Below are 24,706 nucleotides of genomic sequence, written 5' to 3' on the forward strand. Positions count from 1 at the left end.
ATCGGTTGTGCTCCGTCAGCAGGGGATACGCAAAAGAGCCCGGTTTTCGAGGATCACTCCCCAAAAACCGGGCTCTTCTTGACCAAGTTCTGACTCGCGCGGGTCAGCCGACCGTGGGGTCCGCCGACAGATGCGCCTCGGCCGAAGGCGGACTCGCTCCCTCACCGCTCGCCGCCGCCCGCTCCTGCCCGACGTTGCGCGTCTCGGACTTGAGCGCGAGGTTCTTCACCGCGGTGTTGAACTGCTCGATCGACGTGGGCTCGTCCGGGCCGAGCAGGTACTCCTTGAGTTCCTTGCGGTCCTCGGCCATCGGGTCGGCGTCCGGGGTGCGGACCGCCGCGAGCAACTCGCCCAGTTCCGCCGCCTTGTTGGAAAGGATCACGGCCGCGCGCACCGCCGTGTTCTGCCGCTTGAACTCCTCCACGCCCAGCTTCGCGGAGTCCGTGACCGCGTACGGCTTGCCGCTCGCGATGAAGTCGGAGACCACGCTGGAGATGTCGGAGACCATCGCGTCGGACACGTTGAAGCAGTCGTACAGGCGCGGCTCGGAACCCGAGATGACGCGGTGCTCGAAGGTGCCGACGGAGGTCCAGTACGCGTCGTTCCACTCGGCGCGCAGCCGGGCGATCTCCTCGTACTTGACCAGGTCGACCACGCCGTCGCGGGTCAGCTCGGCCTCGTCGCCCTTGTCGGCGGCGCCGCCGGAGAGTTCGGCGATCCGGGCCTCGATGCGGGCCAGGTCGGCCTTGGCCTTCGTCTGGGCGGCCGCGTCGGCGGTGAAGCGGGGGTCGGTCGCACGCTGGGCGGCGGCCTTCTCGACCAGGGCGACGACCTTGCGGTGCGCGGAGCCGGCCGCGGGGCTGACCGTGCCGGTGAAGGGGTGCGGCTTGTACAGCACACGGACCGGCGGGTCGGCCTTGAGCAGCTTCTTCACGATGTTCTCGCCGGCCAGGAGGAGGGAGGTGTTGCCTGGGTCGTTGTCCCAGCCCTCCCAGGTCGGCGCGTAGAGGACCGTGGGGATACGGCCCTCGGGGACGCCCTGCCAGGTCTGGATCGGGGCGAGCTGCGGGCGGCCGACCTCGACGATGTCGTCGTCGCGGACACCGACGTCGGCGATGGCGTAACGGTCGCGGCCCGCCCGGCCGGCGGTCCACACCTCGTCGTAGACCTTGCTGAACGGATTGACGCTGGCCAGCTTGTCGCTGTCGCCGTGGCCGATGAAGACGTGCTTCATGGTGGGGACGCGCAGCAGGTGGATGTTCTTGCCGACGTTGGCCGCGTAGAGCGCGACGCGCACGGTCGAGAGGTCCATGTTCATCAGGTGCACACCGCCGGGCACGCAGATGACGGGGGCCTTGGTGGGGGCGAGGTTCTGCAGTATCACGCGCTCGCGGAGCAGTACCAGCGGCCGGGTGTCCAGCTGCTCCATGGTCTCAAGCCACATGTTGACCTGGTACGCCGAGTCCTTGGAACCGGAGAAGTAGAGCACCGTCTGCGGCTTGTACTCGTGCAGCCAGTCGTCGACGGCCGCGAGGATGACCTCGGGCGTCGGCGGGATCTTCGTACCCCTTATGTACGGCAGGAGCGCACCGACGTAGAGGCTGCCCAGGAACAGGGTGACGCCGATGCCGACGAAGGCGGCGACGGCTGAGTCCAGCTGTGCGGAGATCAGCAGGCCCACGACGGCGAACAGGTCGAGGTGGAGCATCTTCTCGGCGGAGCGCTCCAGCAGGCCGAACGGCGGGGCGTCCGGGATGTTGATGCGCGAGCCGAGGTCGACGTTGCGGGTGGCGACCGGCATCCGGCGGCGGTTGCGGATCAGCGTGACGACGGCGCCGTGCGGGGCCTGGAGGCCGTAGAAGGCGATGAAGCAGGCGATCGCGCCGTAGAAGATGAGGTTGTCGGAGAGGTCCATGCGGGCCAGCAGCAGGATCAGCAGCAGCTGGCGGATCAGGAAGCGGATGGAGAGGCCCGCTCTGACCTTGCTGAGGCGGTTGATCAGGTAGCTGGCCTGGCGGTGCAGATAGTGGTCCGCGACGTACGTCACGACGGCCGCGGCGGCGAAGGCGGGGACGCTCGGGATGAGGGCGGCCACCATGAGGGCCGGGTATCCCAGCACCATGAGGACGGCGGCGGCCAGCTCAGCCGCGCTGCCCACCCGGGCCACGCGAATAGCGGTGGAAATCACTGATAAACCTGCTCTTGGGGGTTTCGAGTAATTTACCGGAGCTCAGAGTCAGGCTTGATTAAACGCCGTCCTGGACGTCCAGGACCGAGGCGAGGGCGGCCTCGAAGCCGGAGGCCCTGGCCGCGCCGGCCGTCGGGTCCTGCTGGCGGACGTCGATGACATGGCCGGTCAGCTCGGACAGCAGCACGTCGAGTGAGGTGCGGGCCACGGCCTCGGAGGACAGCAGCGTGCCCGTGGGCTCCTGGCCGAAGGCCTTGGTGCGCATCGGGGTGGCGGTGCGCTCCGGGTTGATGCAGTTCACTCGGATGCCGTCGCCGGCCCACTCGTCCGACAGGGCCTGGGTGAGGTTCACCATCGCGGCCTTGGTCGAGGAGTACAGGCTGTACTCGGCGCGGCCGCGCGTGTAGCTGCTGGAGGTGTAGAGCAGCAGCTGGCCCTTGGTCTCGGCCAGGTACTTGTACGCGGAACGGGCGATCTGCACGGGCGCCAGGTAGTTGACCTTCAGCGCCTCCTCGATCGTCGCGTTGTCCGTCTCGGCCAGCTTGCCGATGCGCAGCACGCCCGCGGTGTTGATGACGTAGTCGATGCGCCCGGTCTCGCCGTACGCCTTGGACAGCGCGTCGTCGACCTCCTCCGGGTTCTCGACGTGGGTGCCGGTGGTCGAGCGGCCCAGCGCGTACACCGTGGCGCCGTAGCCCTCGGCGACCTCGGCGATGTCCTTGCCGATGCCGTACGAGCCGCCGAAGACGACCAGGGTCTTGCCGGTGAGCAGGTGACGGTAGGCGTCCTCGTCGACCTGCTCGGGGGCGGCCGTGGAGGCGAGCTGGAAGAGCTTGTCGGCGATGAAGACGTCGACGGGCTGGGTGACCTTCATGTTGTACTCGTCGCCCGCGACGACGTGGATCGGCACGTCCGGCAGGTACTTGAGCACGACCGAACAGTCGTCCGTGGCCTGGAAGTTGGGGTCCCCGGCGGCGACCTCGTAGGCGCGGCGGATCGTGGACAGCTTGAACGCCTGGGGCGTCTGGCCGCGGCGCAGCCGGGAGCGGTCCGGGATCTCGGTGATGAACTCGCCGTCGTCGCCGTGCGTGCGGGTCACGATGATGGTGTCCGCGGACGGGATGGCCACGTCGACGGCCTGGAAGCGCTCCAGGGCCACCACGCAGTCGTCGATCACGCGCTGCGAGAGCAGGGGGCGCACGGCGTCGTGGAAGAGGACGTTGCGGTCCTCGCCCTCGGCCAGGCCCTCACCGAGCGCGGCGATGGCACGCTCGGTGGTCTCGTTGCGCGTGGAGCCGCCCTCGATGATCCGGGTGACCTTCTCGAAGCCGGCCTTGGCGACGATCTTCTCGACGTCCGGGACGTAGCCCGGCGCCATCAGCACGATGATGTCGTCGATCGAGGCGGCGTTCTCGAAGGTGGTCAGGGTGTGCTCGATGACTGCCTTGCCGGCGATCTTCAGCAGCTGCTTGGGGATCGAGAGACCCACCCGCTGGCCGGTACCGCCGGCCAGGATCACTGCGGTGGTGCGGGGCTTGGCTATGTGCGACACAGGTGACCTTGACCTACCTCGGGACAACGGGGGAACTCGCAAATGGTCCCACTCGCGGTTACCGCAGTGCAAGGCGAGTGACCTCCACCGCATATGTGCGCGACACCTGCCATTCATCTTGCACTGCAGGTAACCATGCGATGACAGAACTCAGCGGCGACGGAGCTTCTTCAGACAACGGTGACCGAGAACTCGTACGAGTTCCTTCGACGACGTCTGGTGCACCGTCCGCGCCTTCGCCGGCGCACTGTGCCGCACGGGCGCCGAGGCGGCCGCCGCGAGCGCCCCGTAGAGCGCCTGCGCGGCCACTTCGGGAGCGATCCGCGGCGCCCCGGACGCCTTCCCCACGGCCTCGGGTACGGCCGAGAGCAGTGCCGTGTCCCCTACGATCCGTACACCCGTGGCGGCAATGGTCTCCGCCATCTCGGCGCCGATCGCGCCCGCGGCCTCGACCGCCCACTGCGGCGTGGTGATCTTCACGTCCTGCGGGGTCGGGCTGCACGCATTCTTCATATGCATGACCGCGCCGTTGCGCACGAGCTTGGAATACAGCTCGTCGGGGAGTCCATTGCCGCGGAATTCCACGTTGAGCTTCCGCAGCATTTCGGTCTCGGCGAGGGTAAGAGAACGGTTCGCCGCGTCCGGAACCGGCTGCAGGAGATGCGCGGGCAGTCCGAGCAGTGTCTCGAAGGTGCGCAGCAGTCCGTCCCGGTCGCTGTCGTCGACCACGACGACGGTCACACGCTCGGGCCCGACGACCCGGGCCCAGCGCTCGACCAGCCGGTCGTGCCGGTGCCGGCGCCAGAAGCTGGGGTTGGGCTGCTCGTACGGCGCCTTGCGGAGCATGTGCTCAAGCCAGTTGTCGTAGCCCATGCGCAGGCCGTTCTGCACGTACTGCTGCCACTGCGAGGGCATGATCCTCGCCAGCGGGCGCAGGGTGATGAGGATGTGCACGCGCTCGCCGCCGAGCTGCTCCACGATCCTGGCCAGCGTCTCGTCGTCCTGGGCGTCGGCGAAGAACTCGCTGCTGATCACCGAGGTGCGGTCGCCGGTGGCCCGCACGGCGTCGAGGAGGCGCGTCCAGTGCTTGTCGGTGGGCACGGTGTCGCCCATCATCGCGGGCCGGGCGCAGGCGGCGAGGGCCGCTTCCATCGGGTGTCTGCTGTGCGCGGGGAAGTCGACGCCGTGCGCGGGCATCGTGTCCTTCGCGGCGAAGAGCGCGCCCTGGATGGCGGTGGTCCCGGTCTTGTGCGGGCCGATGTGCAGCAGCCGGGTCCCGGCGGGCAGCGCTTCCTTAATACAATCCGTCTCCATGGTTAACGGACGGTAAGAGTTGTTCCTGAGTTTGCCCTGAGAGGAGCCTGGGACACAGATGAGTCCCAGGCTCCGGCCACACAGGGTTCACGAACTTCTGTACGACCTTCTATACGACGCTGACGCCCGGGTCGTCCGACTCCACCCGGAGTGAGGCGTACGTGCTCGGCGTCGCCGTGGGCTTGAGCACGGTGTCCACGACCCTCACCTTCGCGTCGATGCCGTCCTTGCGGATGTCGAACAGGTGGTAGCCGCGGTGGGCGTCGATCACCTTCCAGTGCGGGTTGTCCGCCATCAGCGGGTCCCACTGGGCGTGGAAGGCGGCCTGGTCCTGGTCGCCGTTGCTGGAGATGGACGTCCCCACGAACTCGGCGCCGACGACATCGGAGTCCGGATCGGCGAAGTCCTCCTTCAGATCGCTGATCATCGTGAGGTGCCGGTCGCCGCTGAGCACCACGGGGTTGCGGACGCTCTTGAAGTCCTGCAGCAGGGCGTTGCGTTCGACCTGGTAGCCGTCCCAGGCGTCGTAGAACCACTGCTTGCCCGCGCCGAGCAGGATGTCGGTCTCGGCCATCATGATCTGCGAGGCGATGACGTTCCAACGGGCGGGCGAGTGCCGCAGCCCGTGCAGCAGCCACGCCTTTTGCACGGCGCCCATCATCGTCATCGCCGGGTCCTCGGCGCCAGCCTGCGTGGTGGCCTGGTCGCTGCGGAACTGCCGGGTGTCGAGGACGTTGAGCCGCATCAGCCGGCCGAATTCGAGGCGACGGTACATCTGGATGTGCGGCCCGTTCGGTACGGCGGTCGCGCGCACCGGCATGTGCTCGTAGTACGCCTGGAAGGCCGCGGTCAGCCGCGCGACGAACGCGTCGTGCGACTGCTTGTCGGGGTCCTGCGGGACCTCCCCCGCCCAGTCGTTGTCCACCTCGTGGTCGTCGAAGGTCACGACCCAGGGGGTATTGGCGTGCATGGCGAGGAGATCGGGATCGCTCCGGTACTGCGCGTACCGATTGCGATATTGAACGAGGCTGTACGGCTCCCCGGTCCCCTCATGCCGACGCGGCCCCGCGTTCGACGGCGCCGACTCATAGATGTAGTCACCGACGAAGAGCACGAAGTCGGGGTCCTGGGCCAGCATGTCGGCGTACGGCGTGAAGTAGCCGTTCTGCCAGTTCTGGCAGGAGGCGAGCGCGACGCGGAGCCGGCCGCCGGAGCTGTTCGTGTGAGGCGCGGTACGAGTACGTCCGGTGGCGGAGATCTGCCCACTGACACGGAAGCGGTACCAGTAGTCGCGGCCGGGCCGCAGTCCCCGTACATCCACGTGAACGCTGTGCCCGTACTCGGGCCGCGCGGGGGCGACTCCGCGGCGCACACTCTTTCTGAAACGGGCGTCCTCTGCGATCTCCCACTCCACGGGGACCACTTGGTCGGGCATCCCGCCGCCGTTCAGCGGGTCCGGGGCGAGCCGCGTCCACAGCACGATGCCGTCGGGCAGCGGGTCGCCGGAGGCGATGCCGAGGCTGAACACCCCGTCGGGCAACGGTGTTTCGGCAGCCCGGGCGGAGGTCGGCAGCCAGAGCTGAGCGGACGCGGCGCCCCCGAGCACCGCCGCACCGGCCGCGAGAAAACGTCGTCGATCGGGTGATACGGCTCCGGTCATCGGTGAACTCCCTTGCGACGTTGGCCTCTTGGGTCACTTGGAAGCCTCACAGTGCGCGGAGTCCCGCCCGTTGAACAGTAAGTATCGCGTCCATGACAAATAAGCGCACAGCGAGAGACCCGTTACTCCAAGAGCAACGGGGTTCGGCCAGGTTGGTCACGGGGGCGGGTGATCTTGACGCCGGACGGAGGACCGGGGGGTGGGGTGACACTGGGGGCGGGGGTGAACCCGGGGGCGGGAGTGACACCGGGGCCGGGAGTGATCACGGGGAGGCGGGTGAGCGAAGTGCGGGGTGCGCGGCGTGGGGAGCGACGCCGGGGGCGATGCGTGGGGTGGGTGAGCGGTGTGCGGGGGTGCGCGATGCGGAGGGGTGTCCGGGGCGGGCGGTCGTCATGCCGAGCCGTACTGGCGGCGCGCCTGACGGGCGGTCAACTTGCCGGGGCTGACGACCAGCGCACTGGACAGGCAGCCGTCATGCCGGGCGAGCGGCCACCACGCCGAACGGGCAACCACCGGCACCGGACGCGTAGTTCGCCCAGTCGGTCGACAGCTCATCGCATCCGCCGGACAGCCATCCCACCGAGCCGGACGAGCAGTTCACTCACACCGGACGGACAACCACCGCGCGGAGCAATCGGCCAGCGCGCCAGGCGAGCAGCCGTCACGCCAAGCCGGACAGGCCGGGACGACTGACGAACGATCAACTCACCGCGCCGGACAGCCACCGCACCAAAAACAGGCAGCCGCCACGCAAGCGAACAGCGACCGCACCGGCAGGGCCCACCCGCCGGCCAACTGGTCACCGCGCCCGACAGACAGTCACCTCGCCGAGCCAGACGACCAGCGCACCGGACAGGCAGCCGTCATGCCGGGCGAGCGGCCACCACGCCGAACGGGCAACCACCGGCACCGGCCGTGCAGTTCATCCCACCGGACGACAAGGCACCGCGCTCGACGGACAGTCACCTCGCCGAGCCAGACGGCCAGCGCACCGGGCAAGCAGACGCCACACCGGACGCGCGACCACCACGCCGAACGGACAACCACCGGCACCGGCCGTGCAGTTCATCCCACCGGACGACAAGTCACCGCACCCGACGGACAGTCACCTCGCCGAGCCAGACGATCAGCGCACCGGACAGGCAGTCGCCGCATCGGACGGAGACCTCTCCGAACAGGCAGCCACCGCACCGGACGACCAGCCACCACACCGGACGGCCCATCACCACGCCCACCACGTGACCATCCCTCCGGACGGCCGATCACCGCACCCGACAGACAGTCACCTCGCCAACCGCGCGATCATCCCGCCCGGCGAACAGTCACCCCGCCAAGCCGCACAATCACCCCGCCCGACAGTCAGTCACCGCCCAGCCCCACTCCCCCGGAAGCCGCGCAGTGCCCCCCTCAGAACGGCTTGAAGTCGTTGAACTCCTGGGTCGCATCGTCCCGTTCGGCCTGGTTGTCGCGGCGGCGCTGTGCCGCCGGGCGCGGGGCCTCGAAGCGGTGGTCCTCGCCGCGGCGGCCGAGCATCTCCGCTCCGGCCATCACCGTCGGCTCCCAGTCGAAGACGACCGCGTTGTCCTCGGGGCCGATCGCGACGCCGTCGCCGGAGCGGGCACCCGCCTTCATCAGGGACTGCTCCACGCCGAGGCGGTTGAGGCGGTCGGCGAGGTAGCCGACGGCCTCGTCGTTGCTGAAGTCGGTCTGGCGGACCCAGCGTTCGGGCTTCTCGCCGCGCACGCGGAAGAGGCCGTCCTCCTCCTGTACGACAGTGAAGCCGCTGTCGTCGACCGCCTTCGGGCGGATGACGATCCGGGTCGCCTCCTCCTGCGGCTTCGCCGCACGCGACGCGGCGATCAACTCCGCGAGCGCGAAGGAGAGTTCACGCAGTCCCGTGTGCGCTACCGCCGACACCTCGAAGACGCGGTAGCCGCGCGCCTCCAGGTCGGGCCGCACCATCTCGGCCAGGTCCTTGCCGTCCGGTACGTCGATCTTGTTGAGGACGACCATGCGCGGACGCCGGTCGAGGCCGCCGTACTGCTTCAGCTCCTCCTCGATCATGTCGAGGTCGGAGATGGGGTCGCGCTCGGACTCCAGCGTCGCCGTGTCCAGGATGTGCACCAGCACGCTGCAGCGCTCTACGTGGCGCAGGAACTCCAGGCCCAGGCCCTTGCCCTGGCTGGCGCCGGGGATGAGGCCGGGCACGTCGGCAATCGTGTAGACCGTCTCGCCGGCCGTCACCACGCCGAGGTTCGGGACGAGGGTCGTGAAGGGGTAGTCGGCGATCTTCGGCTTCGCCGCGCTCAGCACGGAGATCAGCGAGGACTTGCCGGCGCTCGGGTAGCCGACCAGCGCCACGTCGGCGACCGTCTTCAGCTCCAGGACGATGTCCTGGAGGTCACCGGGGACGCCAAGGAGTGCGAAGCCCGGCGCCTTGCGGCGGGCCGAGGCCAGCGCCGCGTTGCCGAGGCCGCCCCGGCCGCCCTGCGCGGCGACGTACGACGTGCCGTGACCGACCATGTCGGCCAGCACGTTGCCCGCGCCGTCCATCACCACCGTGCCGTCCGGCACCGGCAGGACCAGGTCCTGACCGTCCTTGCCGGAGCGGTTGCCGCCCTCGCCGGGCTTGCCGTTGGTGGCCTTGCGGTGCGGTGAGTGGTGGTAGTCGAGCAGCGTGGTCACGGACTGGTCGACGATGAGGATGACATCCCCACCCCTTCCGCCGTTGCCGCCGTCCGGGCCGCCGAGCGGCTTGAACTTCTCACGGTGGACGGAGGCACAGCCGTGGCCTCCGTTACCCGCGGCGACATGCAGCTCGACGCGGTCCACGAAGGTGGTCATGGGATGTGCCTCCAGTTACGTACAGAAAAGTCTTGCGGCTACAGCCAGGTGCTGTCAGCCAGGTGTTGCCCTACCAGTAGAAACACGCGAAAGGCGGACCCGCTTCCCGTACGGGAAGTGAGGTCCGCCTCGCGAAAGCTTCCGATCAGTTGCCTGAATCAGTTGCCTGAATCAGCTACCTGATGCTTCAGGCGACCGGAACGATGTTCACGACCTTGCGGCCACGGTGCGTACCGAACTCCACCGCACCGGCGTTCAGCGCGAACAGCGTGTCGTCGCCGCCACGGCCGACGCCCGAACCGGGGTGGAAGTGGGTGCCGCGCTGGCGGACCAGGATCTCACCAGCGTTGACGACCTGACCGCCGAAGCGCTTCACGCCGAGCCGCTGGGCATTGGAGTCGCGACCGTTCCGGGTGGACGATGCGCCCTTCTTGTGTGCCATCTCTCCTCAGTCCCTTACTTCGCAGCCGCGGGGATCTCAGTGACCTTGATCGCCGTGTACTGCTGGCGGTGGCCCTGACGACGGCGGTAGCCGGTCTTGTTCTTGTAGCGAAGGATGTCGATCTTGACGCCCTTGTGGTGGTCCACGATCTCGGCCTGGACCTTGATGCCGGCCAGCACCCACGGGTCGCTGGTCACAGCGTCGCCGTCGACAACGAGCAGGGTCGAGAGCTCGACCGTGTCGCCAACCTTGGCAGTGGAAATCTTGTCAACCTCAACGATGTCGCCGACAGCAACCTTGTGCTGGCGACCACCGCTGCGCACGATGGCGTACACGCGGATCTCACTCTCTAGCTCAGGGACGGCACCCCCGCAGTCCAGCCGCCCTGCGGAGCAGACGGCCTCTCCCGGCGGAACACGCCCGGGAGGAAGAGGTTTACGGGGATGTGGCGTGTCACCAGTGGACACGCCGACAGTCAAGGTTACGGGGCCGCAGCCGAACGGGTCAAACCGGGCCCGGTGGGGAGTGCGACTGGTCACATGGACCAGCCGCACCCGCCCGGGTTTCAGCCCTCGTCGGTGGAGGCGGTGACGGAGGACGGGTTCGTCCGCTCCGCCGCCGCGGTCTTCTTCGACGTGGTCTTGGCGGCCTTCTTGGCCGTCGTCTTCTTCGCGGCCGTCTTCTTGGCCGCGGTCTTGGTGGCCGCCGTCTTCTTGGCCGCCGCCTTCTTCGCCGGGGCCTTCTTGGCGGCCTTGCGCGCGGCCGTCTTCTTGGCCGGAGCCTCGGCGCCGGCCTCGGCAGCCGGGGCCTCCTCCGCCACGGCCGACGGTACGACCGTCACGGCCGCCTCCTCGGACGCGGTGGGCGCGGTCGCCTTGCGCACGGCACGACGCCGGGGGCGGGCCGGAGCCGCGCTCTCGGCGGGCGCCTCGGGCTGCTCGACGGGCGCGGGCGTCTCGACGACGACCGGCGCGGCGGCCTCGGTGACCGTCACGACGGCGGCCTCCTCGGACCCGGCCGGCGAACCGGCGGGCGCGGTCGCCTTACGGGTCGCACGACGGCGCGTACGCCCCTTGGGCGCGGCATCGTCGACGACCGGAGCCTCGACGGCCGGCGCGGACGCCGGGGTCTCCTGAACCGCGGGCGCCTCGACGACCGGGTCCTCCACGGCGACGGGCTCGGCCTGCGCGACGGCGGCCGGCTCGGCCTCCTCACGCACCTCGCGCGCCTGCCGGGACTCGCCCCGCGGCGCACCGGCCGGAGCCGACGCCCGCCGGCTCGTCCGGCGCCGCGAACGCCCACCACGGGTGGCCGCGGCCTCCGCCTCGGCGGCGCTGCTGTACAGATCCTCGTCGGGCCTGAACTCGGTCTCGGCGAACGGAACCGGCATGGCGACCTCCGCGGCCACCTCCGCCTCGGTCTCGACCTCGTCGTCGGCCACATCGTGCTCGTGGTCGTGCTCGTGCGTGTCGTGGACATCCTGCCCGCTGGCGTCACCACCGCGCCCGCGCCGCTTGCGCTTGCCGCCGCCACCGACCGAGGTCGGCTGCTCCATGTGCACGATGACACCGCGGCCGTTGCAGTGGACGCAGGTCTCGGAGAAGGACTCCAACAGGCCCTGTCCGACGCGCTTGCGGGTCATCTGGACCAGGCCCAGCGAGGTGACCTCGGCGACCTGGTGCTTCGTACGGTCACGGCCCAGGCATTCGAGCAGGCGCCGCAGGACCAGGTCCCGGTTGGACTCCAGGACCATGTCGATGAAGTCGATGACGACGATGCCGCCCAGGTCGCGCAGCCTCAGCTGGCGCACGATCTCCTCGGCCGCCTCCAGGTTGTTCCTGGTCACGGTTTCTTCGAGGTTGCCGCCCTGACCGGTGAACTTGCCGGTGTTGACGTCGATCACGATCATCGCTTCGGTCTTGTCGATGACCAGCGAACCGCCGCTCGGCAGCCAGACCTTGCGGTCCAGCGCCTTCATCAGCTGCTCGTCGATGCGATACGTCGCGAAGACGTCGACCTCGGAGGTCCAGCGGGAGAGCCGGTCGGCGAGGTCGGGGGCGACGTGCGCGACATAGCCGTGGATGGTGTCCCAGGCCTCGTCACCGCTGACGATGACCTTGGTGAAGTCCTCGTTGAAGATGTCGCGCACGACGCGGACGGTCATGTCCGGCTCGCCGTACAGCAGGGACGGCGCGTTCGAGCCGCCGCCGCTCTTCGCCTTCTTCTGGATGTCCTCCCACTGCGCCTGCAGCCGCTCGACGTCACGGCGCAGCTCGTCCTCGCTCGCGCCCTCGGCGGCGGTGCGCACGATGACACCCGCGTCCTCGGGGACGATCTTCTTGAGGATGGTCTTCAGCCGGGCCCGCTCGGTGTCGGGCAGCTTGCGGCTGATGCCGGTCATGGAGCCCTCGGGGACGTACACGAGGTAGCGCCCCGGGAGGGAGACCTGGCTGGTCAAACGCGCGCCCTTGTGCCCGATCGGGTCCTTGGTGACCTGCACGAGGACCGACTGGCCGGACTTGAGGGCGGACTCGATGCGGCGCGGCCCGTTGGCCATGCCGAGCGCCTCGAAGTTGACCTCACCGGCGTACAGGACGGCGTTGCGCCCCTTGCCGATGTCGATGAACGCGGCCTCCATGGAAGGCAGCACGTTCTGGACCTTGCCCAGGTAGACGTTGCCGACGTACGAGGTCGACTGCTCCTTGTTGACGTAGTGCTCGACGAGCACGCCGTCCTCCAGGACGCCGATCTGCGTGCGCTCACCGCTCTGCCGGACGACCATCACACGTTCAACGGCCTCGCGGCGGGCCAGGAACTCCGCCTCGGTGATGATCGGAACGCGCCGACGCCCCTGCTCGCGGCCTTCACGGCGGCGCTGCTTCTTGGCCTCAAGACGCGTGGAGCCCTTGATGGACTGCACCTCGTCGCTGGGGTGGTCGTCCTTCTTGGCGCGCGGCTCGCGGACCTTGACGACGGTGCGCTCGGGGTCGTCCGACGACGAGGGCGCCTCGCTCTCGCCGCCCGAGTCACCGGCGCGACGACGCCGACGGCGCCGGCGACGGCTGCTGCTCGACCCGGAACCGCCCTGGTCGTCGTCCGCCTCCTCGGCGTCCTCCTCGACCTGCTCGGCGGTGTCCTCGGAGTCCTGCGCGGCCTGCTCGGCGGCGTACTCCTCGCCGTCCTCGCCCTCGTCCTCACCGGTGGCGGACTCGCCACGGCGACGACGCCGGCCACCACGCCGACGGCGGCGGCGCGAACCGGTCTCCTCGGTCTCGTCACCGTCGGCGGAGTCCTCGGCCTCGTCGGCCTCTTCGGGCTCCTCCTCCACTACGACGGCCTCGACCACGGCGGGCGCCTCGGGCTCGGCCTCGAAGGCGGCACCCCGGCGACGACGCCGACGACGCCCGCCGGTCTCTTCCTCGACGACCTCCACGGCGACGGGCTCCGCTGCGACGACTTCTTCCTCGTCGTCCTCCACGGCCTCGGCGGCCGCGGCAGCGGCGGCCCGCTCCGGGGTCTGGAACATCGGCTCGGTGAAGACGGGCGCCTGGAACACGGCCACAGCGGGCCGCCTCGGACGACGCGGTCCGTCCTCCTCCTCGGCACCGTTCCCGTTCTTGGGCGCGGGCGCGGAGAACCCGCCGGCGGCGGTCCGCACGGCCCGGCGCCGACGTCGCGGCCCGGAGTCCTCGGCGGGAGCCTCGGCAGGGGTGTTCGTCTCCGCGGTGTCCGCGGCGGTCTCGTCGTTCACAGGGGCCTCCTCGCCCACGGGCGTCCCGGCAGGCGCGGACACACGGCGCGTGGCGCGACGACGGCTCCGACGCGGAGCGGCATCCTCGTCGGACGCGGCAGCCGCGGAACCTTCGGTCACTTCTTCGGTCACTGCGGTGGCTTCGGCACTCTCGACGACCTCAGCGGTCTCGGGCGCACCGGCAGGCGCGGACACCCGCCGGGTGGCACGCCGACGCGTACGCCCAGCGGGCGCGGCAGCCTCTTCCTCTACGACGGCCTCTACGGCGAGGGGCGCCTCGGCGGCAACAGCCACCTCAGGCTCTTCCACGGCCGCAGGCGCCACGCTCTCTGGCGCGGTCACCCGGCGCGTGGCCCGACGGCGGCTGCGCGGCGGCGCGGCTTCCTCGTCGGACTCGGCGGGCGGCGCGGTCTCCTCGACGGCGGCGGGCGCGGCGGCGGCAACGGCCGGCACCACGATCTCGGCCGCCTCGGGGGCCTCATTCGCTTCGGGCGCACCGGCGGGCGCGGACACCCGCCGAGTGGCACGCCGACGCGGACGCCCGGCAGGCGCGGCTTCCTCTGTGGCAGCAGGAGCCTCGGCAGTCACAGCGGCCTCAAGGGGCGCGCTGACCTCGACGCTCTCGTCCTGCTTCTCGTCGCTCACCTCGGCCGGTATGGCCGGAGCGCTGTTCTCGACCGCGCCCTCGGCGGCGGTCGGCGGTCCCGCTGGGCGAGACGCGGCGCGGCGCCTACGGCGCGGCGGCAGCGTGTCGCTCGGGGTGTTCAGTTCGGAACCCTCTGCGGGTTCGGTCGGTTCAAGCATGCGGGCGTTTCTCCCGTCAGGCTCCCGGGCGCCGCGCCTGGTCCGGCAGGGATGCCGGTGACGTCCGCGGCTCGCGCGTTGCGCGGTGCCGCCGTCCGGGGCGCGGGCGCCGCACGGGAGCTCTCTGTGTCCTGTCTCGCCGGTTCCGTACGCCCAGATGCGGACGGCCTGGCGAAAGTCTTGTGGTCGGTGCGCTGCCCGACCCAGGTGGCTCCCGAGTCCGAGGGCGGCGCTACGACATCGGTCCCTACGCGGAACCTTCCCTACGCCGGCGCCTTCGCGGCGGCAGCTTCGGCGACCGTGGAATTTCCGGTCACTGCTGCCTCGCGGTCGGGCGCGAGCGGGTCGGTCACCGTGCCGGTCTCTTCATCGAACAGCCCCTGCGCCAGCCTGGTCACCGCTGCGGCGACCGGCGGCGCCAGGTCGGCCACGGCGCGAAGACCGGACAGGACGTCGTCGGGTCGAACGGCAGGCGTCACGTGCCGAACAACCAGCCGCAGTATCGCACAGGCCTGGTCGGTAGGCCTATCAGCCTGTGGACCAACCGTCTCAAGATGCGCTACGGCGGAGCGGGCGTCGAACGTCCGCATGCCGTTCTTGGCCATGCGCTGGACCTCGACGCTCTCGGCCGCGTTGAACGCGGCCACCGCGCGCTCGGCGTCCTCGGGCGCCACCCCGTCGAGCCGCAGCTCCCACACGGAAGCCGTGAGCCGGTCGGCGAGCCCGGAGGTCCGGGCCTCGACCGCGTCGACGATGTCGAGCCCGACGGGCATGGACTCGTCGAGCAGCTCGCGCAGCTTGTCGGGGTCGCGCTCGGCGGTGAGCGCGATCTCCAGGTATTCCGCCTCACTGCCCGTGCCGGTGGGTGCGGCATTGGCGTACGACACCTTCGGATGCGGCGTGAACCCCGCCGAGTACGCCATCGGCACCTCGGCGCGGCGCAGCGCACGCTCGAAGGCGCGCTGGAAGTCACGGTGGCTGGTGAACCGGAGGCGGCCGCGCTTGGTGTAGCGCAGTCGGATGCGCTGCACCGCGGGTGCGGGCGGCGGGCCTTCGGGCTGTCGCTTGCCCAGTGTCCTAGTCCTTCGTGAGAACGGTCGTACTTCTACCAAGAGTACGTGTCTCGTCGCCCATCGGTTCCCGTCGCTCCACCGGCTCGGGCTGCCGAGGCTCGCCGAAAACCATCCGCCGGAAGTCGGCACGGGCCTGCCGGGCGGACTCGCGCGCGGCGGCCAGCACCTGCCGGGTGACCCGTCCCACAGCGCGCGCGGCCTCGGCGGCGGGTCGCAGCACCAGGTCCCGTACGACGTGTCCGACCGGGGTGAGCACGGTCCGGTACACCCAGCTCACGGGCTCGACGAAGATCCACCGGAAGAGGGTCCCGAGCACCCGCCCCACGGCGAGCGAGATGTGCCCGGCGATCCGCCAGGCGTGCCCGAGGGCGTCCCCCACCTCCCGCCCGATGACGGCGAGCACGCGCCCGACGGGTGTCAGCACCCAGCGCCAGAGGCCGATCGCGGGCAGCACGAGCAGAATCCGGGCCGCCCAGTAGAGGACGAACCCGACCCCGGTACCGACAGCCCGCACGAGCCACACCAGTCCCCGCCCGCACCAGGCGACCGCGTGCCCGATCGGCGTGAGGACCCAGGCGTACAGCCACCCGGCGGGCACGACGAGCAGATACCGCCCGAGCCAGGCCACGCCGGCGGCCAGCCCGCCGACGATCCACGCCACACCGGCGGCCAGCCCGTTCAGCACCCACGCGCACGCGTGGCCGACGGGAGTGAGCACGCGCGCGTAGACCCATGCCAGCCCGCTCCCGATCTGCCGGGCGGCCCGGGCGAGGCCGTGCCCGACCGGGGTGAGCACGTACCGGTACAGCCAGACGAGCGGCACGACGACAAGAAGGTTGGCGAGCAGGCCGAGTGCCTTGGCGAGCGGCACGACGACGTACCGCCACAGCGCCACCCACGGCCACACGAACACCGCGCGTGCCAGCGGCCGCAGCACGGTCCGGTACAGGAACCGCCCGCCGACCACCAGCCCGTCCCGCACCAGCCGCACCGGCACGACCAGCACGAGCACGACGATCCGCACGGGGATGCGGATCGCGACGGCGAGACACCCCTCGGGCGGCTGCGGCGACGGCCGTACGGGCGGCTTCTCGAATTTCCTGGGAGCGTCCATACCGGGCAAGACGCCTCAGCTCCCTGTCCGGATCCAGTACCGCAATTTCCCGTCCCGCTCGTCCTCGAACTTCCCGCCACCGGCCTCGATCACCTTGCGGGACGCGATGTTGGTGGCATCACAGGTCACGAGGACCGGATCCAGGCCGAGCGCCTGAGCGTACGGCAGGACATCGCGGAGCATCGCGGTCGCGTGCCCGCGGCGCCGGGCGCCCGGCCGGACGCCGTAGCCGATGTGTCCGCCGTAGTCGAGGAGCCACTGGGTGAGGCGGTGCCGTATCTGGATGCGGCCGAGGTAGGTGTCGCCGTCGACGTACCAGTACCAGGTGTTCGGCACGAAGCCCTCGGGCCGGCGCCCGTCCTCCGACTCCTCCTCGCGCACCGCCTCGACGTACCGCGCGAACCCCGCCGGCTGCCGCCAGGTGCTGCCGTGCTCGCGCAGTTCGCGCGCGAGGGTGCCGCCGAAGAAGTCGTCCTCGACGATGTGCTCGGACACGGCGTCCAGGAAGGAGACCCGGAACCGGGCGTCGGGCAGGATCAGTTGAGGCATCGGTCAAGGGTAGGGGTCGGTGCGGCCGACGGGGGCGTGCAGGAGCCGGGGCGAGGAGGCGAAGCCGCGGCGGGCGTAGGCCGGGACCGCCCGGGGTGATGAGTGGACGGTGACGCGTTCGAGCCCGAGGTCCTGGGCGCGGGCCAGCACCGCTTCCACGAGCCGTCCGCCGACACCGCCGTCGCGCTCGCCGGGGATCACGTACGCGCACTGCAGATCGCCGCTTGCCCGCCGCAGGGCCTGCGGACTCGGCACCCGCTGGACAACGGCCAGCCAGGCCATCCCGATGAGCACGCCGTCCCGCACGACGACCATGCACCGGTGCGAACTTCCGTTCTCCACAGCCCAGTTGACGAAGTGCCGGACGAACTCTTCGCGGGTCGTGACGGGTTGGTCTCCGTTCTCAAGAATCCAGCGCCACCGGAGTCCCGCGACGACGTCCAGCTCGGCGGGTTCCGCGGGGCGGATCGTGATGTCGTCCACCCGTGCATTGTGCGGCAGTTCAGCGGTCGTCGGCAGGGGGCGCCAGGAGTGCGTCGACGATCTCCCGCAGGGGCGCGGCCAGTTGGTCGGCGGTCGCGTCCCGCAGGGGGCGCAGGCCTACGGCGGACCGTACGACGGCGACGCCGACGCCGAGCGCGACGAGGAGTTCCGCGCGCAGCAGCCGTTCGTCGTCCTCGCCCGCCGGGCCCTCGCCGGACGCTTCGAGGATCTGGCGGCTGAACTCGTCGAGGGCCTTGCGGCGCAGGGCGTCCACGCGTTCGTCGCCGGAGCCGCGCAGCAGCATCAGCACGGGGTGTTCGCCGAACTCCGGCCAGGCACCGGCGGACAGTTGGTGACTGAGCGCCTCGGCGAGCCCGGCCCGGTCGTGCGGGAACTCCTCATCTCGGCCCAGAAAGCGGGGAGTTGAGGCCAGGGCCGCCTTGAACAGCCCCTCCTTCGAGTCGAAGTACCGCTTGATGAGCGCCAGGTTGACCCCGACGTCGGCGGCGACGTCCCGCAACGTCGTGCGGTCGTACCCGAGTCGGGTGAACCGACTGCTCGCGGCCTCCAGCAACGCCTGCCGGGTCGCCGCAGCGTCGCGCCGCCGGGGTCCATCGGCCTCGTCCACGTCACCCGCCACCAGGCGACCTCCCTCCACCAGCCCAAGTAATCACTCGTTGACATGACTACAGGGCATGGTTACGTTAGGCAAGTAATCACCTGATGACTTAGCGACCGAGCGCTCAGCTCACGGAAGGACAGCCATGTCCGAAGCTCTCCTCGTCATGGACGTCCAGCGCGTGATCGTGGACCGTTACCCCGACCCGGACTACCTGCCGCGCCTGCGCAAGGCGATCGAGGCGGCCCGTGCGAACGGCGTCCGCGTGATCTACGTGACCGTCAGGTTCCGCCCCGGCGCCCCGGAGATCAGCCCCCGCAACAAGCTGTTCGGCAGGCTCGCGGGCGCCCCCGCGTCGGCCGCCGCGACCCAGGCCAACGAGATTCACCCGGACGTGGCCCCCGAATCCGGCGACATCCTCGTCACCAAGCGCCGCGTCAGCGCGTTCGCGGGCAGCGACCTCGACATGGTCCTGCGGGCGAACGACATCGACCACCTGGTCCTGACGGGCATCGCCACCAGCGGCGTCGTCCTGTCCACCCTCCGCCAAGCCGCCGACCTGGACTTCACCCTCACCGTCCTGTCCGACGCCTGCCTCGACAACGACCCGGAGGTCCACCGCGTCCTCACGGAGAAGGTGTTCCCGATGCAGGCGGAGGTGACGACGGTGGCGGACTGGGTGGCCGCCGCGCACTGACCCCCTCCGCCAACACCCGTCAACCCGCCGGGACTTCAGCCCTGCGCCGTGGGCCTGACGACGATCTCGTTGACGTCGACCTCCGCGGGCTGGCTGACGGCGTAGACGATCGCCTCGCCGATCGCCGTCGCGGGGATCGCGATGCCCATCATGTCCTCGGCGACCGCGCGCATGCCCAAGTCGCCGATGCCGCCGGTCAGTTCGGTACGGGTGAAGCCGGGGCTGACCACGGTGACGCGCAGGTCGCGGCTCTCCTGCCGCAGCCCTTCGGAGATGGCGCGGACGGCGAACTTGGTGGCGCAGTAGACGGCCGCGGTGGGATCGACGCGGTGCCCGGCGACGGAGGCCACGTTCACGATGTGCCCCGCGCCCTGCTCGCGCATGACGGGCAGCACCGCGGCGATACCGTGCAGCACACCGCGGATGTTCACGTCGATCATGCGGTTCCACTCGTCGACCTTCAGTGCCTCCAGCATCGCGAGGGGCATCACGCCCGCGTTGTTGACGAGCACGTCGACCCGCCCGTACGACTCCTGCGCGGCCCGGACGAAGTCCCGCACGCTCTCCAGGCAGGTCACGTCCAGCTCGCGGTGGTCGGCCGTGCCACCGCCCGCCCGGATCTCCTTGACGACGGCGGCGAGGCGGTCGGCGCGCCGGGCACCGAGGAACACCCGGTGCCCCGCCGCGGCCAGCAGCCGGGCCGTGGCCTCGCCGATACCGCTGCTCGCGCCGGTGATCAGGACGACCTTGCCGGTACGGGAGGTGGAGGTGGACTGGACGGTGGCGGTGGACGAGGTGGAGGCGGTCATGGGGAGCCCTTCGAACGAACCCGAACGCGCGGCGGTGATCCACCGCGTCTTCCGTGCTTTCCGTGCCCTCCGAGCATCGGCGCGATCACCCCGATGAGGCAGGACAAGGCTTCCGGGGTGCGCCACTCCCAGGAAGCGGGAGCGGGGAAGCGAGGGCGCCGTAGGCTTTTGGAATGGACGGCATGGACGGTACGGACGGCTACGCGCTCGGTGACTTCCTGCGTGCGCGGCGGTCCCGGCTGACGCCCGCGGAGGTGGGTTTTCCCAGTTCCGGGGCGCGCCGGGTGGCCGGGCTGCGGCGCGAGGAGGTCGCCGTGCTGGCCGGGGTCAGCGCCGACTACTACGCCCGGCTGGAGCAGGGCCGGGAGCGCAGCCCCTCCGGCCAGGTGGTCGACGCCATCGCCCGCGCCCTGCGCCTCGACACGGACGCCCGCTGGCACGCGTACCGCCTGGCCGGCCTGGTCCCGAGGCCCGTCCCCGCCGAGCCGTCCGACGAGGTGGACGCGGCGCTGCTCCACCTGATGCACGCGTTCCCGACGGCGGCGGCGTACGTCATCAACCGGCGCCTGGAGGTGCTCGCGTCGAACGCGCTGGCCGACGCGCTTCTCGCGCCCCTGGGCGACCGCCGCAGGATGGTCCGCTCGCTGTTCCTGGACCCCGCGGCCCGGGACCTGTTCGCCGACTGGGAGCACGTCGCCCGCTGCTCCGCCGAGGCGCTGCGACTGGCCACGGGACACGACCGGGACGACCGGGAACTCGGCTCACTGATCGCCGAACTCCTCGGTGGGAGCGAGGAGTTCGCGACGTTGTGGCAGAACCACAGCGTCGGCCGCCCCGGCCGCCAGTCCAAGACCTTCAACCACCCGGACGTGGGCCGCGTCACGCTCACGTACCAGACGTTCGACGTGCAGAGCGCCCCCGGCCAGTGCCTCCTGGTCGGCACGGCGGAGCCGGACACGGAGGACGCGGCGGCGCTGGCCCGGCTGGGGTCCCTGCACGCGGCCGGAACCCCGAAGGCACCCCTGCCGTAGGCGAGTCAGCGCCCGGCGAGCCAGTCCGTGTAGCGGGTGGCGGTGATGCGGGCGCCGGCCGGGGCGGTGAGGACGTCACCGGGGGCGGCGGCGAACATGCCCGCGGCGTCGTCGGTGACCACGGAACCCGCGCTGCCCTTGGCGGTCAGGGTGAGCCGGCCGAGTTCGTCGAGGGGGTAGACGTCCGGGCCCGCAATGTCGAGGACGCCGTTCAGCGGGGCGCCCGCGGCGACCTCGGCGACGACGGCGGCGACCTCCGCGGCGGCGATCGGCTGGATCGGCGTACGCGGCAGCCGGACGGTGTCGCCGTCGGTGGTCATCGCGAGGGTCGCGTCCATGAACTCCATGAACTGCGTGGCGCGGACGATGGAGTACGGAACCGCCCCGCCCTTGAGGAGATCCTCCTGGAGGACCTTCGCCCGGTAGTAGTCCAGCCCGGGGACCTGGTCCACGCCGACGATGGACAGGATGACGAAGTGCCCGACCCCGCCCTTCTCGCTCGCGGTGAGCAGGTTGTCCATGGACACCTGGAAGAAGCCGATCGAGGCGTCGTCGAAGGTCGGTGAGTTCGTCAGGTTGACGACGGCGTCGGCGCCCGCGACGGCCGCCTCCAGCCCCTCACCACTGATGATGTCCACGCCGGTGGACTGCGAGTGCGGCACTGCCTGGTGCCCGGCCGCGTTCAGGTTCTTCACGACCTGCGACCCGATCAGCCCGGTACCGCCGATGACTGCGATCTTCATGGCCTACGCCTTCCGTGGATGACTGACGTCCGACATGTACCGCCGACCGATCGCGACGGCACCCCAAGACCAAACTCGGACACTTTCTATCCGAGATAATACCCGGATAATAGATGTCCGAGTCAATCGGCGTCTGAGTAAAATGAGTGAGTGAAGATGTCCGGCGGAGTCGAGTGGGCCCTGCACTGCTGCGTTGTCCTGACCTCGACGGAGGCACCGGTCCCGGCCGCCCGCCTGGCCCAGTTCCACGACGTGTCCCCGACCTACCTCGCCAAACAGCTCCAGGCCCTCTCCCGCTCCGGCCTGGTCCGGTCGGTCCAGGGAAAGTCGGGCGGCTACGTCCTGACCCGCTCCCCCGCGTCGATCACGGTGCTCGACGTCGTCGAGGCGATCGACGGCCCCGACCCGGCCTTCGTCTGTACGGAGATCCGCCAACGCGGCCCGATGGCCACCCCGCCCGAGGCCTGTACGACGCCGTGCGCGATCTCCCGCACGATGGCCGCGGCCGAGTCGGCCCGCCGGGAAGCCCTCCGCTCCGTCACGATCGCCGACCTGGCACGCGACGTGGAATCGGACTCCGGGGAGGGGACGTTGGCGGGGGTCGGTGTGTGGCTGGCTTCGGACTGACCCGCACGGCTGGCGCGTCGGCGTACCGCCTACTTCTTCCTGCCCCTGGCCGCCTTGCCCGCCCGGGAGGCCTTCGGTCCGCGTGCGGGGTTCGACGGCCGGGGAACCGCGGCGGCACGCGGGGCGGAGAACTCCCGGTTGGTCATGGTCTGACGGCGGACGGCGGCGGGCAGGTCCGGCAGGGCCAGCAACTGGTCGCACGCTTCGACCGAGGCCGCGAACTCGCCCACCCAGTAGGCGGTGATCGAGAACTCGAAGAGCAGCCCCCATCGGTACACCCAGGACCTGGTGAAGAGCAGGTCACCCGGTTCCGGCCTGCCGACGACGTCGCGGAGAAGGGCGTACGCGGTGCGGTAGCGGCCCGCGAGCCGCAGGCGGGACGCCAACTCGTAGCAGGCCTCCAGCCGTTCGGGACGCCCGTCCCAGGCCCGGGAGAACGCGTCCATCGCCCCCGGCCAGTCGTCGGCCTTCTCCGCCCGCAGGATTCCGGCTTCCAGGAGGGAGCAGTAGACCTCCTCGCCCCAACCGCCCATCCCCGCGCGCCGCTCGTAGAGGGCGATCGCCAACTCGGCGTGCCCGAGGTCGCGTTCGGTGTTGGCCAGGTAGAAGACCGTGCGCGGGTTGTCCGGGTCGCGCTCGATCTCGCGCCTCAACAGCCGTGCGTCGCGCTCGAACTTGTCGCTGCGGCACCCGCCGTCGGCCTGGTCCTCGATGACGAGCGCGTCCAGGTTCTCCTGGGTGTCGGACTCGTCGGTGCACGGATACTCGTGCGTCACACCCTCGTAGCGCCACGGCCAGTCGCCCCGCATCAGGTGCTTGAACCGGTGCTGGGTGCCCGGGGTGTCGTAGCGCAGCATGTATGAGCCGGCCGTCAGCCGGGGCAGCGGGGCGTCCTGCCGCACGACGTGGTCGGCGTCGAGGGTGAGCAGGTAGTCGGCCTTGCCGCGGGCGTGCTGGATGTTCCGGGTCCGGTTGTGCCCGAAGTCGACCCAGGGTTCCTCGTGGAGTTCGCCGGGAACCCCGTCCAGCACCTTGCGGATCAGGTCCTGCGTGCCGTCCGTCGAGCCGGTGTCGGAGATCACCCAGTAGTCGACGAGGGGGCGGACGGCCTCCAGACAGCGCTCGATCACGAACGACTCGTTCTTGACGATCATGCACAGACAGAGGGTCTGCCGCTTCACGACCTCACCCGTCCCGGACCGCTGACGTCCCGTCGGAATCACGCGCGCCACAGTGGCACGCGTCCGCCTCTCGACCGCCCACCCACGCGGAAGCCCGCGCCGAGAGCCCCCGAACAGCGGCGGCCGAGGCCGTACGGGTGACCGCAGGTAAAAAATGCCCCATCAGAACGCATCAACTAGTCCGATATGACGACATATAGGCGCGTCCTGTACCGCTACACCGGTCACCCGGGCTACCTCAGGCCAAGCTCGCGTCCGCACTCGGATTCGGGACATCACCCGGACCGGTCCCCCAAGGAGCACACAGATGAACCCTGAGTTCCCGACGTCCTCGCCACTCGGCCCCCTCGCCCGGGACAGGTTCAGGAAGGCGGGCACGCTCGCCTCGCTCGCCCTGGTCCTGGCGGCCGGCGTGGCCAGTCCGGCCGCCGCGGCGGCGCGGAGCGTGACCGACCAGCCGAAGGCCGCCGCCGGTCGCGGCGGCGATCACTGCAAGCCGAACCACCACCACAAGTCCCGGGTGACCGAGGCCGGCGGCAAGGGCGACTGCAAGGGACCGACGGGGCCGACCGGCCCGAAGGGTCCGAAGGGCGACATGGGAGCCACCGGCGCGACCGGGCCCAAGGGGCCCACGGGAGCCACGGGCGCGACCGGCGCACAGGGCCAGCCCGGTCTGCCGGGAGCCACCGGGCCGACCGGCCCCACCGGCCCGCAGGGCGCCCAGGGCGCGACGGGTGCCACCGGAGCACAGGGCACCACGGGCGCGACCGGATCGGCGGGCCCCACCGGCGCCACCGGACCGTGCGCCGACATCGACGGGTTCCAGGACCAGCAGGTGTACGAGGTCCGCGGCGCGGTGAGCGGGACCATCACCTACGCGGGCATCCGCGACGTCCGCCCCGACGAGAACCACACCATGAGGTGGACCGACCTCAGCACCCTGATGGGCTATCCGAACGGCGGCACCAACGGCTTCGCCTGCGGCGTGTCCGTCAACGAACACAGCCAGGGCGGTACGGCACTGGCAGGCATCAAGTACGACGTCATCACCACCACGGGTCTGGTCTTCGAGACCATCTGCACCGAGAGCCACGCCGCGAACACCCCGGCCGCCCTGACCTGCCCCGGCCCGTGGACCGCGCTGAACTCACCCGAACCGGGCAACAGCAACAACTGACCGCCCCGCACCCACCTGGTCCGGTCACCTCCGACGACGTGACCGGAC

21 protein-coding genes are annotated in these 24,706 nt (G+C 70.4%); 4 read left to right on the forward strand and 17 right to left on the reverse strand.

The features are described from left to right. Positions 1 to 103: 103 nt before the first annotated feature. From ACGFY9_RS19120 to ACGFY9_RS19185, 14 genes are all read right to left on the reverse strand, one after another. Entirely contained in the window at positions 104 to 2,188 is a 2,085-nt protein-coding gene (locus tag ACGFY9_RS19120; RefSeq protein WP_393755501.1) for a hypothetical protein, read from the reverse strand. Positions 2,189 to 2,246: 58 nt separating this feature from the next. Continuing rightward, on the reverse strand, positions 2,247 to 3,740 hold the full coding sequence (locus tag ACGFY9_RS19125; protein WP_393755503.1) for an SDR family NAD(P)-dependent oxidoreductase: 1,494 nt from the start codon (positions 3,738 to 3,740) through the stop codon (positions 2,247 to 2,249). A 150-nt stretch (positions 3,741 to 3,890) separates the two neighbouring features. Further along, positions 3,891 to 5,054 (reverse strand): hypothetical protein, encoded by a 1,164-nt coding sequence (locus ACGFY9_RS19130; protein WP_393755505.1) that lies wholly within the window; start codon positions 5,052 to 5,054, stop codon positions 3,891 to 3,893. A 109-nt stretch (positions 5,055 to 5,163) separates the two neighbouring features. After that, positions 5,164 to 6,714: an alkaline phosphatase D family protein gene (locus ACGFY9_RS19135; protein ID WP_393755507.1), complete on the reverse strand. Its 1,551-nt coding sequence runs from the start codon at positions 6,712 to 6,714 to the stop codon at positions 5,164 to 5,166. Positions 6,715 to 7,799: 1,085 nt separating this feature from the next. Further along, on the reverse strand, positions 7,800 to 7,952 hold the full coding sequence (locus ACGFY9_RS19140; protein WP_393755509.1) for a hypothetical protein: 153 nt from the start codon (positions 7,950 to 7,952) through the stop codon (positions 7,800 to 7,802). Positions 7,953 to 8,121: 169 nt separating this feature from the next. Beyond that, positions 8,122 to 9,558 (reverse strand): GTPase ObgE, encoded by a 1,437-nt coding sequence (gene obgE / locus ACGFY9_RS19145; protein WP_393755511.1) that lies wholly within the window; start codon positions 9,556 to 9,558, stop codon positions 8,122 to 8,124. Between the two features lie 187 nt (positions 9,559 to 9,745). Next, the gene (gene rpmA / locus ACGFY9_RS19150; protein ID WP_019063244.1) at positions 9,746 to 10,000 is read right to left on the reverse strand and encodes a 50S ribosomal protein L27; all 255 of its coding nucleotides are present in this window, start codon (positions 9,998 to 10,000) and stop codon (positions 9,746 to 9,748) included. A gap of 14 nt (positions 10,001 to 10,014) precedes the next feature. Continuing rightward, positions 10,015 to 10,335: a 50S ribosomal protein L21 gene (gene rplU, locus ACGFY9_RS19155; RefSeq protein ID WP_006374708.1), complete on the reverse strand. Its 321-nt coding sequence runs from the start codon at positions 10,333 to 10,335 to the stop codon at positions 10,015 to 10,017. Between the two features lie 230 nt (positions 10,336 to 10,565). Further along, positions 10,566 to 14,555 (reverse strand): Rne/Rng family ribonuclease, encoded by a 3,990-nt coding sequence (locus ACGFY9_RS19160; RefSeq protein WP_393755513.1) that lies wholly within the window; start codon positions 14,553 to 14,555, stop codon positions 10,566 to 10,568. Between the two features lie 263 nt (positions 14,556 to 14,818). Further along, positions 14,819 to 15,586: a TIGR03936 family radical SAM-associated protein gene (locus ACGFY9_RS19165; RefSeq protein WP_393755515.1), complete on the reverse strand. Its 768-nt coding sequence runs from the start codon at positions 15,584 to 15,586 to the stop codon at positions 14,819 to 14,821. A 46-nt stretch (positions 15,587 to 15,632) separates the two neighbouring features. Further along, positions 15,633 to 16,742, reverse strand: coding sequence for a hypothetical protein (locus ACGFY9_RS19170; protein ID WP_393755517.1), 1,110 nt, complete (start codon positions 16,740 to 16,742; stop codon positions 15,633 to 15,635). Between the two features lie 15 nt (positions 16,743 to 16,757). Beyond that, on the reverse strand, positions 16,758 to 17,291 hold the full coding sequence (locus ACGFY9_RS19175) for a GNAT family N-acetyltransferase (protein WP_393755519.1): 534 nt from the start codon (positions 17,289 to 17,291) through the stop codon (positions 16,758 to 16,760). A 3-nt stretch (positions 17,292 to 17,294) separates the two neighbouring features. Next, a complete protein-coding gene (locus ACGFY9_RS19180; RefSeq protein WP_393755521.1) occupies positions 17,295 to 17,774 on the reverse strand; it encodes a GNAT family N-acetyltransferase in 480 nt (159 codons plus the stop codon). Positions 17,775 to 17,793: 19 nt separating this feature from the next. After that, positions 17,794 to 18,414 carry a TetR/AcrR family transcriptional regulator gene (locus tag ACGFY9_RS19185; RefSeq protein WP_393755523.1) on the reverse strand — a complete coding sequence of 207 codons (621 nt, stop codon included), beginning with the start codon at positions 18,412 to 18,414 and terminating at the stop codon, positions 17,794 to 17,796. A 124-nt stretch (positions 18,415 to 18,538) separates the two neighbouring features. On the opposite strand from ACGFY9_RS19185, the gene ACGFY9_RS19190 reads away from it, so the two are divergent. Then, a complete protein-coding gene (locus tag ACGFY9_RS19190; protein WP_393755525.1) occupies positions 18,539 to 19,090 on the forward strand; it encodes a cysteine hydrolase family protein in 552 nt (183 codons plus the stop codon). Positions 19,091 to 19,125: 35 nt separating this feature from the next. Here the strand turns inward: ACGFY9_RS19190 and ACGFY9_RS19195 are convergent, their stop codons facing one another. Next, positions 19,126 to 19,899: an SDR family oxidoreductase gene (locus tag ACGFY9_RS19195; protein WP_393755527.1), complete on the reverse strand. Its 774-nt coding sequence runs from the start codon at positions 19,897 to 19,899 to the stop codon at positions 19,126 to 19,128. 182 nt (positions 19,900 to 20,081) lie between these two features. On the opposite strand from ACGFY9_RS19195, the gene ACGFY9_RS19200 reads away from it, so the two are divergent. Continuing rightward, positions 20,082 to 20,930 carry a helix-turn-helix domain-containing protein gene (locus tag ACGFY9_RS19200; protein WP_393755955.1) on the forward strand — a complete coding sequence of 283 codons (849 nt, stop codon included), beginning with the start codon at positions 20,082 to 20,084 and terminating at the stop codon, positions 20,928 to 20,930. A 5-nt stretch (positions 20,931 to 20,935) separates the two neighbouring features. Here the strand turns inward: ACGFY9_RS19200 and ACGFY9_RS19205 are convergent, their stop codons facing one another. Further along, positions 20,936 to 21,673 (reverse strand): SDR family oxidoreductase, encoded by a 738-nt coding sequence (locus ACGFY9_RS19205; protein WP_393755529.1) that lies wholly within the window; start codon positions 21,671 to 21,673, stop codon positions 20,936 to 20,938. A 156-nt stretch (positions 21,674 to 21,829) separates the two neighbouring features. Here ACGFY9_RS19205 and ACGFY9_RS19210 point away from each other — a divergent pair, with 156 nt between their 5' ends. Next, entirely contained in the window at positions 21,830 to 22,300 is a 471-nt protein-coding gene (locus ACGFY9_RS19210) for an RrF2 family transcriptional regulator (RefSeq protein WP_393755957.1), read from the forward strand. 29 nt (positions 22,301 to 22,329) lie between these two features. Here ACGFY9_RS19210 and ACGFY9_RS19215 read toward each other — a convergent pair whose 3' ends face one another. Continuing rightward, positions 22,330 to 23,481 (reverse strand): glycosyltransferase, encoded by a 1,152-nt coding sequence (locus ACGFY9_RS19215; RefSeq protein ID WP_393755531.1) that lies wholly within the window; start codon positions 23,479 to 23,481, stop codon positions 22,330 to 22,332. A gap of 307 nt (positions 23,482 to 23,788) precedes the next feature. Between ACGFY9_RS19215 and ACGFY9_RS19220 the strand changes: the two genes are divergently transcribed. Further along, positions 23,789 to 24,658, forward strand: coding sequence for a hypothetical protein (locus ACGFY9_RS19220; protein ID WP_393755533.1), 870 nt, complete (start codon positions 23,789 to 23,791; stop codon positions 24,656 to 24,658). Positions 24,659 to 24,706 lie beyond the last annotated feature (48 nt).

The sequence above is a fragment of the Streptomyces sp. NPDC048504 genome, from assembly GCF_043200035.1.
In the GTDB taxonomy this organism is placed as follows: domain Bacteria; phylum Actinomycetota; class Actinomycetes; order Streptomycetales; family Streptomycetaceae; genus Streptomyces.

What these genes read in the sequence shown, in the direction of transcription:
- ACGFY9_RS19190 (WP_393755525.1), top strand. Translation starts at nt 18,539, where the DNA reads ATGTCCGAAGCTCTCCTCGTCATGGACGTCCAGCGCGTGATCGTGGAC.
- ACGFY9_RS19200 (WP_393755955.1), top strand. Translation starts at nt 20,082, where the DNA reads ATGGACGGTACGGACGGCTACGCGCTCGGTGACTTCCTGCGTGCGCGG.
- ACGFY9_RS19210 (WP_393755957.1), top strand. Translation starts at nt 21,830, where the DNA reads ATGTCCGGCGGAGTCGAGTGGGCCCTGCACTGCTGCGTTGTCCTGACC.
- ACGFY9_RS19135 (WP_393755507.1), bottom strand. Translation starts at nt 6,714, where the DNA reads ATGACCGGAGCCGTATCACCCGATCGACGACGTTTTCTCGCGGCCGGT.
- ACGFY9_RS19170 (WP_393755517.1), bottom strand. Translation starts at nt 16,742, where the DNA reads ATGGACGCTCCCAGGAAATTCGAGAAGCCGCCCGTACGGCCGTCGCCG.
- rpmA (WP_019063244.1), bottom strand. Translation starts at nt 10,000, where the DNA reads ATGGCACACAAGAAGGGCGCATCGTCCACCCGGAACGGTCGCGACTCC.
- ACGFY9_RS19175 (WP_393755519.1), bottom strand. Translation starts at nt 17,291, where the DNA reads ATGCCTCAACTGATCCTGCCCGACGCCCGGTTCCGGGTCTCCTTCCTG.
- ACGFY9_RS19160 (WP_393755513.1), bottom strand. Translation starts at nt 14,555, where the DNA reads ATGCTTGAACCGACCGAACCCGCAGAGGGTTCCGAACTGAACACCCCG.
- ACGFY9_RS19195 (WP_393755527.1), bottom strand. Translation starts at nt 19,899, where the DNA reads ATGACCGCCTCCACCTCGTCCACCGCCACCGTCCAGTCCACCTCCACC.
- ACGFY9_RS19130 (WP_393755505.1), bottom strand. Translation starts at nt 5,054, where the DNA reads ATGGAGACGGATTGTATTAAGGAAGCGCTGCCCGCCGGGACCCGGCTG.
- ACGFY9_RS19205 (WP_393755529.1), bottom strand. Translation starts at nt 21,673, where the DNA reads ATGAAGATCGCAGTCATCGGCGGTACCGGGCTGATCGGGTCGCAGGTC.
- obgE (WP_393755511.1), bottom strand. Translation starts at nt 9,558, where the DNA reads ATGACCACCTTCGTGGACCGCGTCGAGCTGCATGTCGCCGCGGGTAAC.
- ACGFY9_RS19220 (WP_393755533.1), top strand. Translation starts at nt 23,789, where the DNA reads ATGAACCCTGAGTTCCCGACGTCCTCGCCACTCGGCCCCCTCGCCCGG.